The 11,636-nt window shown below is 54.8% G+C and carries 10 protein-coding genes; 3 read left to right on the top strand and 7 right to left on the bottom strand.

The features are described 5' to 3' along the window. Nucleotides 1–100 precede the first annotated feature (100 nt). From rsmJ to ACI2J2_RS21255, 5 genes are all read right to left on the bottom strand, one after another. Nucleotides 101–853, bottom strand: a complete 753-nt coding sequence (gene rsmJ / locus ACI2J2_RS21275; protein WP_209639340.1) for a 16S rRNA (guanine(1516)-N(2))-methyltransferase RsmJ — start codon at nt 851–853, stop codon at nt 101–103. 8 nt (nt 854–861) lie between these two features. Then, complete coding sequence (gene prlC, locus ACI2J2_RS21270) at nt 862–2,892, bottom strand: oligopeptidase A (protein ID WP_404760811.1); 2,031 nt, start codon at nt 2,890–2,892, stop codon at nt 862–864. A 122-nt stretch (nt 2,893–3,014) separates the two neighbouring features. Continuing rightward, nucleotides 3,015–3,404 carry a TonB family protein gene (locus tag ACI2J2_RS21265; protein WP_404760810.1) on the bottom strand — a complete coding sequence of 130 codons (390 nt, stop codon included), beginning with the start codon at nt 3,402–3,404 and terminating at the stop codon, nt 3,015–3,017. Nucleotides 3,405–3,408: 4 nt separating this feature from the next. Then, the gene (locus tag ACI2J2_RS21260) at nt 3,409–3,870 is read right to left on the bottom strand and encodes an HIT family protein (RefSeq protein WP_404760809.1); all 462 of its coding nucleotides are present in this window, start codon (nt 3,868–3,870) and stop codon (nt 3,409–3,411) included. Between the two features lie 85 nt (nt 3,871–3,955). Continuing rightward, nucleotides 3,956–5,398 (bottom strand): amidase, encoded by a 1,443-nt coding sequence (locus ACI2J2_RS21255; protein ID WP_404760808.1) that lies wholly within the window; start codon nt 5,396–5,398, stop codon nt 3,956–3,958. A gap of 110 nt (nt 5,399–5,508) precedes the next feature. Between ACI2J2_RS21255 and ACI2J2_RS21250 the strand changes: the two genes are divergently transcribed. Continuing rightward, a complete protein-coding gene (locus ACI2J2_RS21250) occupies nt 5,509–6,426 on the top strand; it encodes a LysR family transcriptional regulator (protein ID WP_404760852.1) in 918 nt (305 codons plus the stop codon). Here ACI2J2_RS21250 and ACI2J2_RS21245 read toward each other — a convergent pair. Further along, nucleotides 6,418–6,825, bottom strand: a complete 408-nt coding sequence (locus tag ACI2J2_RS21245) for an ASCH domain-containing protein (protein ID WP_404760807.1) — start codon at nt 6,823–6,825, stop codon at nt 6,418–6,420. The two genes, ACI2J2_RS21250 and ACI2J2_RS21245, sit on opposite strands and share 9 nt — an antisense overlap. Before the next feature lie 134 nt (nt 6,826–6,959). Here ACI2J2_RS21245 and ACI2J2_RS21240 point away from each other — a divergent pair, with 134 nt between their 5' ends. Then, nucleotides 6,960–7,802 (top strand): 23S rRNA (adenine(2030)-N(6))-methyltransferase RlmJ, encoded by an 843-nt coding sequence (locus tag ACI2J2_RS21240; protein WP_209639355.1) that lies wholly within the window; start codon nt 6,960–6,962, stop codon nt 7,800–7,802. A gap of 129 nt (nt 7,803–7,931) precedes the next feature. Further along, nucleotides 7,932–9,284, top strand: a complete 1,353-nt coding sequence (gene gorA / locus ACI2J2_RS21235; RefSeq protein ID WP_404760806.1) for a glutathione-disulfide reductase — start codon at nt 7,932–7,934, stop codon at nt 9,282–9,284. A 68-nt stretch (nt 9,285–9,352) separates the two neighbouring features. On the opposite strand, the gene ACI2J2_RS21230 is transcribed toward gorA, so the two are convergent. Beyond that, nucleotides 9,353–11,542: a hypothetical protein gene (locus tag ACI2J2_RS21230; RefSeq protein ID WP_404760805.1), complete on the bottom strand. Its 2,190-nt coding sequence runs from the start codon at nt 11,540–11,542 to the stop codon at nt 9,353–9,355. Nucleotides 11,543–11,636 lie beyond the last annotated feature (94 nt).

Below are 11,636 nucleotides of genomic sequence, written 5' to 3'. Positions count from 1 at the left end.
GAGGTGGATCAATGAATACCTCCCTATTTCGCCCTCTATGCCCTAAATAATTGGCGTTGTATCAAGGCGGCTTGCAGGGACGCAGCATGCTGCGTCCAAATTACCGTGGATAGGGCATATAAATATCGAAACGGTGACTCTTGGTGGTCGAAGCCGCATGCGCCGGCACGTTAGCCAACGGCGGGGCGTAATCCGGGCGCTTTACCACTACGCGCTTGGTCGCCAAACGGCGTGCCGGTTCCAGCAGGCCATCGGCGTCATCGTCGCTGCCCACCAGCGACTGGAATACCCGCATTTCTTTCTTCACCAGCGCACTCTTCTGCTTGTGCGGGTACATCGGGTCCAGATACACGACCTCCGGCCGTGGCTCAATATCACCCAGCGCCGTCAGGCTGGAAGCGTGCAACAACGTCATACGCTCACGCAACCACGGGCCGATTTCCGCATCCTGATAGCCGCGCTGTAGGCCATCGTCCAGCAATGCCGCCACCACAGGGTTACGTTCCAGCATCCGCACCTTGCAGCCCAGCGACGCCAGCACAAAAGCATCGCGCCCCAGACCGGCAGTGGCGTCCACCACGTCCGGCAGATAGCTGCCCTTGATGCCGACGGCCTTCGCCACAGCTTCACCCCGTCCGCCGCCAAATTTGCGCCGATGCGCCATAGCGCCGGAAATGAAATCGACGTAGATCGCCCCGAGTTTGGGTTCGTCACGCTTACGCAGCTCCAACCGTTCAGGCGTCAATACCAGCGCCATCAGCGCGTCGTCGTCCGAGGTTAACTGCCAGCGTTCCGCCAGAATAGACAAGGCGCCGGGATCGGCGCCTTCTTCACACAATAAACACACGCTCACCGGTGGGGTTATCCTTTAATGCCGTAATGGCGCAGCATAGCATCCAGCTGCGGCTCACGGCCACGGAAGCGTTTGAACAGTTCCATCGGCTCTTCAGAACCGCCGCGCGACAGGATGTTGTCGAGGAAGGACTTGCCGGTTTCGGCGTTGAAAATCCCCTCTTCTTCAAAGCGCGAATACGCATCGGCCGACAGCACTTCCGCCCACAGGTAGCTGTAGTAACCCGCTGCGTAACCACCGGCAAAGATATGGCTGAAAGCATGCGGGAAACGGCCCCAGCTTGGTGAAGGCACGACCGCCACCCTTTTTTTCACTTCCGCCAGTGTTGGCAAGATCTGTGCGCCCCGTGAAGGGTTGTATTCGGCGTGCATGCGGAAATCGAACAGACCGAATTCCAACTGACGCAGAATGAACAGCGCCGCCTGGTAGTTTTTGGCGGCCAGCAGCTTGTCGAGCATCTCTTTCGGCAACGGCTCACCACTCTGGTAATGACCTGAGATAAACGCCAGCGCTTCCGGCTCCCAGCACCAGTTTTCCATAAACTGGCTCGGCAGTTCGACGGCATCCCATGGCACACCGCTGATGCCGGAAACGCCCGCAGTGTCGATCTGAGTCAGCATATGGTGCAGACCGTGACCAAACTCATGGAACAACGTAGTCACTTCGTTATGCGTGAACAGCGCTGGCTTGTCGCCCAGCGGCCGGTTGAAGTTACAGGTCAGGTAAGCAACCGGTTTTTGCAACTCGCCGTTGGCCTTGCGCAGGCTGCCGACACAGTCGTCCATCCATGCCCCACCGCGCTTGTTCTCGCGTGCGTACAGGTCAAGATAGAAGCTACCGCGCAGCTCGCCGCTCGCGTCGAACAGGTCAAAGAAGCGGACCTCTGGATGCCAGGTATCCACATCCTTGCGCTCTTTGGCAGTGATGCCGTAAATACGTTTAACCACTTCGAACAGCCCTTCCACCACGCGCTGTTCCGGGAAGTACGGGCGCAGTTGCTCGTCGCTGATCGAGAACAGATGTTGCTTCTGCTTTTCGCCGTAATAGGTGATGTCCCAGGCTTCCAGCTCATCCACACCGTAATGTTGTTTGGCGAAGGCACGCAGTTGAGCCAGCTCTTGCTCAGCCTGGGGACGGGCACGTTTGGCCAGATCGTTCAGGAAACCGAGCACCTGCTCCGGGTTTTCGGCCATTTTGGTCGCCAACGACTTGTCGGCGTAGCTGTCAAAGCCCAACAACTGGGCCAGTTCATGGCGCAGCGCCAGCGTTTCCGCCATCACGTCGCTGTTGTCCCACTTGCCGGCATTCGGCCCCTGATCGGAAGCACGGGTAGCAAACGCGCGATACATCTCTTCACGCAGTGCACGGTTGTCGCCGTAGGTGAGCACGGGCAAATAGCTCGGCATATCCAGCGTCAACAACCAGCCGTCCTGCTCTTTGGCCTGCGCCTGAGCCAATGCGCTTTCCGGCAGGCCGCTCAGCTCAGCTTTATCAGTGATAAGCTTGCTCCAGCCCATCGTCGCGTCGAGAACATTGTTGCTGTATGTGGAACCCAGTTCGGACAGACGCGCGACGATCTCGCCGTAGCGACGCTGTTTTTCCGGTGACAGGCCGATGCCTGACAATTCAAAATCACGCAGCGCATTTTCTACCGACTTACGCTGTGGCGCACTCAGGTCATTGAATGCCGCCCCTTCTTTCAGGCTGCGATAAGCCTGGTACAAGCCTTCATGCTGCCCAACCCAGGTGCCGTACTCAGACAGCAACGGCAACGCCTGCTCATAGGCCGCGCGAAGCTCCGGGCTGTTTTTTACCGAATTCAGATGCCCAATCGGCGACCAGATGCGCGACAGGCGATCGTCAGACTCCGCCAGCGGCTGACACAGGTTATCCCAGGTGAATGGCCCCGGCTGCGCGACAACGCGCTCTACCGCAGCGCGGCAATCGGCCAACGCGGATTGCACCGCAGGCACGATATCTTCAGGGCGAATGGCGGAAAACGGCGGCAGGGAAAACGGGGTCAGCAACGGATTTGTCATAGGGCAGTCCTGATTAGCGTTGGGGCCCGCCGCAACGGGCAGGCCTTAAAATGCGTATGAATATCTAACATGGAGCCAAGGAGCAGGAAAATCAATGGGCGGGCGTTGATAGATAGTGCCGTCTAACGGAACGGTACAGCACTTAGCCTCACTTTGGCTTTTTCATCGCGGCTAAAACGAACGGTTATGCGGTGGTCTTTGAACGGCTTGTTGGCCTGGAAGCGCCATTTGCTCATCGCAATAAACACTTCATTATCAAACTCGCGCTCAGACTGCGCCTCCATCACCCGGATATTTTGTACCTTGCCCGCGGCATCAACGTCAAAACACAACACCCTATATCCTGGTTCAGTATTCGTCTGTAGCGCTGGCTCGGGGACGGCGGAGAGATCAACAGACAGTTTATGCGGAGGATTGCCCTGCTTATTGGTCGTGCAACTCTCCATTGCCTGAACCTGAAACGCAGCCAGACAAAACAGGGCCGCACACAGCCGCCCTATAAACCTATCCATCGATTCAGTCCTGATAACCACGGATCTGCGCTGCCAACGCGGCCAGATGCTCGTCATCGGCACGCGCTGCGTCGTGGGAAGACAGGTAGCCTTCATAGCGTTCGAAGAACTTCACTGATTTCGATTCAATCGGTTGCCACTCCGCCAGCACAGCGGTACCGTGCATCGGAATCAGCTTGGCATGCACATGGTCGACGCCAAAGCCTTCAAATACCATGCCGCAGCGCCCCACGTCGTCAAACGCCCGGTCGAGCAATTGCGCGACCCGCTTGGTGGCCAGCATCAGTTCGCTGAGCACCTCATCCGGCAGTGCAAAGGCGTAGCTCTCATAATGCGCCTTGGGGATCACCACGCTGAAACCCTCGGTATTCGGGTAGATGGAAAGGAACGCCATATGGTTATCGTCCTCCCAGATTTTATGGCACGGCACCCTGCCCGCCACCATTTCGCAAAATATGCAGTTCATCGTCCCCTCCTGAATGCAGCGGCGAGCCAACGGCCCGCCGTAAAAGGCCCTTCAGCAACATAGCCGATATTTTGCCTTTTGACTGCTATTCCCCTGCATTTCCTGCCCAAATGGCCGGAGACCGATGATGCCAGGGCGCTGCCCGCTCCAGTTGCCCTGCCAGTTGCAAGAGCTGATCCTCACGGCCAAAACCGGCCACAAATTGCATGCCTATCGGCAGGTTATGTTGTTTATCGTGCGCCAGGGGGACTGACATCGCAGGCACACCAGCCACATTAAATACCGGCGTAAAAGGCGAGTGATCGAATAAGTGCGCCGTCCACTCCAGGCCGCTCATGTCCGCCGTCCCTGTGCCGTAACGGCCGATCCGCCAAGGCAAGTCAGGCAGGGTCGGCGTCAGCAGCAGGTCGTACTGCTGAAAATACGCCGCGACGGCACGGGTCACCCGGTTACGCACCTCAAGCGCCGCCACCATATCCACCGCCCTAGCGGCCAGCCCGTAGCGGTAACAGGCCAGCGTTTCCGGCTCCAGCGTGTCGGTTGATACAGGCCGCCCTGTCGCCTGGCTCAGGCCATCGACCCAACCCACCAGATTGGCACACCAGATTTGCGCATTGGCGAACACCAACGCCTGCCAACTGACGCCAATCGCCATGTCGACTTCGCTCACCTGATGGCCCAACTCACCCAGCAGCACGGCGGTATTGGCCGTGGCCTGGGCGATTTGCGGATCGGTTTTCCCGCCATTCCACGCCTGAGTCATCATACCAATACGCAGTCGGCCGGGTTCGGACGTAACCTGTGACAGCCAAGTGTGCCCTGGCGGTGCCGTGTAATAGGGTTCGCCGGGATGCGGATGCTGCAGGGCATCCAGTAGCGCTGCGCTATCGCGCACTGTACGGCTGAGCCCCAGTTGAACACCAAAACCGTTGAACACTTCGTCCATCGCCGGGCCATGGGATACCCGCCCACGTGTCGGTTTGAGGCCAAATAGCCCATTTGACGAGGCGGGAACCCGGATCGATCCCGCGGCGTCGGTGGCATGAGCGATTGGCACGATCCCGGCGGCAACCGCCGCGCCGGCGCCCCCACTGGAGCCACCCGCGCTAAAATCCGGGTTCCAGGGATTACGCGTCGCGCCGTAAAGCACCGCTTCGGTGGTGGTGCTGAACGCCATCTCCGGCGTGGTGGTACGACCGAAAGTCACCAGCCCTGCGCGATGAATATTGCTCATCAGATGGCTGTCTGCCGCTGCGATATTGCCCTGCGCCAACCGGCTACCCAGCTCCAGACGCTTACCGGCCATGCTGATGGCGATGTCCTTAATCAGGAAAGGCACGCCCGACAGTGGGCCTTCACCCTCTGGCTGCGGCTGCACCCAATGTTCCACCACCGCATTAATTCTTGGGTTTACCGCCGCAACGGCGGCCTGCGCCGTCTGCTGCAACTCTTGCGCACTGACTTCGCCGCGCTGTACCAGTTCGGCCAACCCCAACGCATCGTAGTTAACGTACTCGCTCAGTTTCATCGTCTCGTCCTTATCATCCGTCATTGTTCGTCGGTTCTTCCGACGTCCATTTCACGGTAGGGGGATTAGCGCTATAGTTGAAATTGATAGATTTAATACGAGGGATAGTTATCAACAATTTAAAGCGAGTCGATCTCAATTTGTTGGTCACGCTGGAAGCGCTGCTCACTGAACGTAACGTGACGCGGGCGGCGGCACGCCTTAATCTTAGCCAGCCTTCGGTCAGCATTCAGCTCGCCAAACTGCGCGAGATTTACCATGATCCGCTGCTGCTGCCTGGCTCACGCGGCATGTTGCCCACGGCACGCGCACTCGGTCTGCTAACGCCGCTGCGCCAAACGCTGGCCGATCTCGGCCGTTTAGTGGCCGCAGAACAGCCGTTTGATCCGCTGCAGGCCGAAATGACCTGGCAACTGGCCGCCGCCGACGCGGCCGAATACGCCATTCTGCTGCCGATGCTGCCCACACTGCGGCTGGCAGCGCCGAAATCTCGTCTGGCGATCCGTGAAGCCTCACCCAAAACCATGAGTCGCGACCTGGCCGACGGCGTGATCGATCTGGGCTTTCTGGCCCGTGAAGAAGCCCCTGCCGAGCTACGTCATCGCCCGTTGTTTCACGAAAACTACCTGCTGGTGGGCCGTCGCGACCATCCGTTATTGCAAACCCCGCCCTCGCTGGAGCAGTTCTGCCAGCTTGAATTTGTCATGGTTTCACAGGACGGAGGCGGTTTTCGTACCCTGATCGACACGCTGTTGGAGGCGCAGGGATTAGCACGGCGCGTCGTGATGTCGCTGCCGCACTTCCTGTTTATCCCCACGCTGCTGGCAAGATCCGACATGGTGGCCATGCTGCCTTCACGCATGCTGGGTGAACTGCTGGGCGATCTGCGCACCTGCCCAGCACCGCTGGCACTGCCAGGCTATGACATGGTGATGGTCTGGCATGAACGTTCTCACCTCGACCCAGCCCACAGCTGGTTGCGCGAGCAGGTGGTTGCCGCCCTGGAGCCACCTGCGGCATCACTCTAGGACGTCAACCAACTCGAACTGTTGAAACATCAGCCACATCTGCGGCAAAAAGGTGCCTTCCCGGGTAAAAAACGCCTGATGCTCCTGCCGCCAAAACGCCAGGCTCTGATCACCCTCGCCTTCCAACGCCGCCATTTCGGCCGTGACATCGGCATAGCGAACCCGCCTCAGGGACAGGATCCTGATAACGCAGGCCGGTTTGCCGCGGCCATCAAGAACGACGTTATAATCCCCGACCAACGGCGCCTGCTCTTGTTGATAAGCGGCATATGAACAACAGGTTGCGGTTTTTTGGCCGTCGAGCACCAATTGCAACAGCGCGTCCGCCAGTGCCGGGCTGTCGCCGAATGACCAGCGCGATGCGCCGGGATAATTAGCTAAAATTGCCGATTCAGTCATTGCCCTGCTCCTTGATAGAGGGTCTGCGGTAACGCATTTCAGTTTTTCCCGCCCAGACAGTTTATACTGTGCAGAATATAAGCCTTATTCTGTTCAGCCGGCTCCGTCAGGAGCACAAGGAATTACCACAAGCCATGTTAAGTTACCGCCACAGTTTCCACGCCGGCAACCACGCCGACGTCCTCAAGCACACCGTTCAGAGCCTGATCATTGAGTCGCTGAAAGAAAAAGAGAAGCCCTTCCTGTATCTGGATACCCATTCCGGCGCAGGGCGCTATCAGCTCAGCGGTGAGCATGCCGAACGCACTGGGGAATACCTGGAAGGCATCGGTCTGCTGTGGCAACGAGACGATCTGCCGGAAGAACTGGCGGCCTACATGCGTGTCGTGCACCACTTTAACCGTACCGAAAAGCTGCGCTACTACCCTGGCTCACCGCTGATTGCCCGCGAATTGCTGCGCCCGCAGGATAAAATCCACCTGACAGAACTGCACCCGAGCGACTACCCGCTCCTGCGCGGTGAGTTCCAAAAGGACGAACGCGCCAAGGTGCAACGCGCCGATGGCTACCAACAGTTGAAGTCGCAGTTGCCCCCCCTGTCACGCCGTGGGCTGATCCTGATGGACCCGCCGTACGAGATGAAAACCGATTACCAGGACGTGATCAAAGGCCTGCAGGAAGGCTACAAGCGCTTTGCCACCGGCACCTACGCGCTGTGGTATCCGGTGGTTATGCGCCAGCAGATCAAGCGCATGCTAAAAGAGCTGGAAGCTACCGGTATCCGCAATATTCTGCAGATCGAACTGGCGGTTAAACCCGACAGTGACCAACGCGGTATGACGGCTTCTGGCATGATCGTGATTAACCCGCCATGGAAGCTGGAACAACAGATGAAAAACGTGCTGCCATGGTTGCACAAAATATTGGTGCCGTCAGGGCATGGCCACCATTTGGTGAACTGGGTGGTACCGGAATAAGCGTCCGGGGCGCGGCCAGCCGCGCCTTTATCCGACCTATCACAACCATCGACGCAACCTTTGCGACAAACCTGGATCAGGCGTTAAACTCTTACGCTCTTCGATTCACACAATTCATGGAAATCCCAGATGACCAAACATTACGATTATCTAGCAATTGGCGGCGGCAGCGGCGGCATCGCATCGATCAACCGGGCAGCCATGTATGGCCAGAAATGCGCATTGATTGAAGCCAAAGAACTGGGCGGCACCTGCGTCAACGTGGGTTGTGTACCGAAAAAAGTCATGTGGCACGCGGCGCAGATCGCCGAGGCCATCCATATGTACGGCCCAGATTACGGCTTCGATACCACCGTCAACGCGTTTGACTGGAAAAAGCTGGTCGCTAACCGCACCGCGTATATCGACCGTATCCATACGTCTTACGACAACGTGCTCGGCAAAAACAAAGTCGACGTGATCAAAGGTTTTGCACGCTTTATCGACGCGCACACGGTGGAAGTCAACGGTGAGAAAATCACCGCCGACCATATCCTGATCGCCACCGGCGGCCGCCCGAGCCACCCTAATATTCCGGGTGCAGAATACGGTATCGATTCTGATGGCTTCTTCGACCTGGACGCCATGCCAAAACGCGTTGCCATTGTCGGCGCGGGCTATATCGCGGTGGAAATCGCCGGTGTATTGAACGCGCTGGGGGCTGAAACGCACCTGTTCGTGCGTAAACACGCACCGCTGCGCACCTTCGATCCGATGATTGTCGACACCCTGGTGGAAGTGATGAACACCGAAGGGCCAAGCCTGCACACCGAATCGGTACCGAAAGCCATCGTCAAAAACGCTGACGGTAGCCTGACGTTGCAGTTGGAAAACGGCAAGGAATTCACCGTCGACAGCCTGGTATGGGCGATTGGCCGCGAACCTGCGACCGATAACCTGAACCTGGCCGTAACCGGGGTGAAAACCAACGAAAAAGGCTATATCGACGTCGATAAATACCAAAATACCAACGTTAAGGGTATTTACGCCGTGGGTGATAACACCGGTGCCGTCGAACTGACGCCTGTCGCCGTGGCCGCCGGCCGTCGCCTGTCCGAGCGCCTGTTTAACAACAAACCGGAAGAGCACCTGGATTACAGCAACATCGCTACCGTGGTCTTCAGCCACCCGCCGATCGGCACCATTGGCCTGACCGAACCGGAAGCGATTGAGAAGTTCGGTGCAGAGAACGTGAAAGTGTACAAATCTTCCTTCACCGCCATGTACAGCGCCGTAACGCAGCACCGCCAGCCGTGCCGCATGAAACTGGTGTGCGTGGGCAAAGAAGAGAAGATCGTCGGCCTGCACGGTATCGGCTTCGGTATGGACGAAATCCTGCAGGGCTTCGCCGTGGCCATTAAGATGGGTGCCACCAAAAAAGACTTCGACAACACCGTCGCGATCCACCCGACCGCCGCGGAAGAGTTCGTTACCATGCGTTGATTTGCCAGTGCAGCGTGCACAGCAACAATGTAAATACATGTGTCTGATACTCTTAACGGCCTGATAATTCAGGCCGTTTTTTCTTCGAAACAAGATGTTAAGAATACGGGCTCATTATTCGATTTAAAATAATGGAGCTGTTCATCTTTTGAATCCAATAATATTTGGAAAGACATCGACGGGAAACCATTAAATATCATGCTCAGTGCCAGCGCAACGCTACCTTCGTTAAACCTCTTCTCTGAGACAACAACCTGACTCATATTCCAACGTTGAGCCAAGTCAGATTTAATATAATTTATAACTTCCGGATTTTTATCCATCCAATCGTCATCTTCACCATAAATAGTCAGATGGGCCATCTTCCTAATAACTTCCGCTTGTTCTGATTGTAGCTGCTTATTGAGATCAATTTGGCAATGTAACTTAAAATCATTGTCAAAAATAAATTTACCCCCAGAGGAGCTGACTAATCTGACAATGTAAAAATAAACATCCAAAATATAGAGATTTCCTTTCTCTGTATCGTTCACCCAGCGATTTTTTCCAACATGGGTCATGACAATCAGAGGTGGCTTCTGATTACTAAGTCGAGCAATGACCGGTGGGATAGCTACATAACCATCTTTCGCCAGAGCAGGCAGAACTAAAGGGAAAGGTTTTGGATCTGGCATACCACCATACTGAGGAAACCTCCATATTTTAAGCCGGGGAGGATTAGTCGCCGCATGATTATCCTCTATTCGCTTAAGATCATCTTCTGACCATGCCAAGCTCACTAGCGCAGAGCCATCCGTCCCACCCAAACGCACCAACGATAAAGGCTCATCGGTCTCCTTCACATTCAGAGAGAACCGTTCAATATCGCCCTCATGGTTATTTCCCAGTCTTTGACGCGCAACGGCGACGCGCGACGAATAATCATCGCCTTTATCATCAGTGATAAAAGCCGCGCCCTTCTTGTCTACCTGTACTCCGCGAGCAAAAACCCACGCATGGGTCGCTTCTCCAGTAGACCCCCGCTCAAGCAACATGTCATGCGCTAAAAAACGATACTGATTGTGGACCTGTATCTTCGAACCATTCAGCATGTAATCTGTCATGCCAGATAATTTATTTTCTTTGGTTTTAAGAAGCTGTTGCTGAACAATTTTTACGGTCGTTTCTGTACTCTTTTTTACTTTTATATTGCCACGATGTGTCAGCGATACCATCACTGGACTATTATCCACTACGGCAAATTTCCTCACTGAAGCATCCACTTCAGAGTTGCACCCCTCTCTCTTGACATCATTATCCAGACAAGGTGCTAACGCCAGTAAATAACTGGCTTCATTTTTAGAATGTATTGGATTAGGAAGCATATCGAAACGAATGAGATGGATGCTGGTATCACTAAATGAATTACGTGCGAGTGAAACCAGAGAAGGGATTTTAATATCAACATTGGTTTCTGATATTCCCGTCAATACCGGTGGTGTCGCAATCCGCACTTCCGGGAATGGGATAGGAGTGACATTATTATTTTCAGAAGGCACTGCCAAAACTCTCATTTTTACCGTGTTTCGCTTGTAATAAAATGTTCGTATGCCGAAATCAGTATCCGCAACGTTGACTACCCCTAGTGGTACTGCTCGGCCTACAACATAATCATCTGCCTTGGCCGGCATTGGGTCATATTCAAAATAAGTTGAGCTATCTTTGTCATGGAAAGAACCCGCGCCACCCAGCGTGACGCCCAGTAATATCTCCTTTGCCTCCTTCTCACAAGCGGTGTACATCAACAACGGAGTATTTATTTCTGCTTGTGTCGTATCATTTTGGTTATGGATTTGACGACACAAACGATAGGCCGATTGCTGCAATTGTGTATCACAATCAGCTTGACTATAACGATAAGTGGCATAGCCGTGGCGATAGCAAAAATCATGCATGACGCAAGCCTGCCTAAAACGCAGCGAAATATCAGAGCCATTTTTCTCACGTTTGAAAACCGCTTTTTTTACTAACTCTGGTATTGAGCAATTCAATCCAGCCCCCATCCCACCAAGAATAGCCTCGGTGTTAGCGGAAGATAAATAGGTGGTAAATGTTGAAGGGGCTTCTATTTCTGCCGGCTGAACCAAATCAGGATAAACCTTTTCGGCAATCATACCCGTTATTGAGCGACACCCCGCAACAGAAATAATAAGTAAACCGAGAAAAACCATACTATATCTAAGACAATAATATCTTAATGCATTATTTCTTGATGACATACCCCCCTCCCGCCAATAAATAACCTTATCTTAACCATCCGATGAAAATATCTTGACAGACAACCAAGCTATAAAGTGATAAACAAAATAAATT

Origin of the sequence: Serratia sp. NPDC087055 (assembly GCF_044900985.1) — a bacterium.
GTDB lineage: Bacteria > Pseudomonadota > Gammaproteobacteria > Enterobacterales > Enterobacteriaceae > Serratia.
Note: the sequence above shows the minus strand (reverse complement) of the source record. Positions and strands in the feature narration are given on the sequence as shown.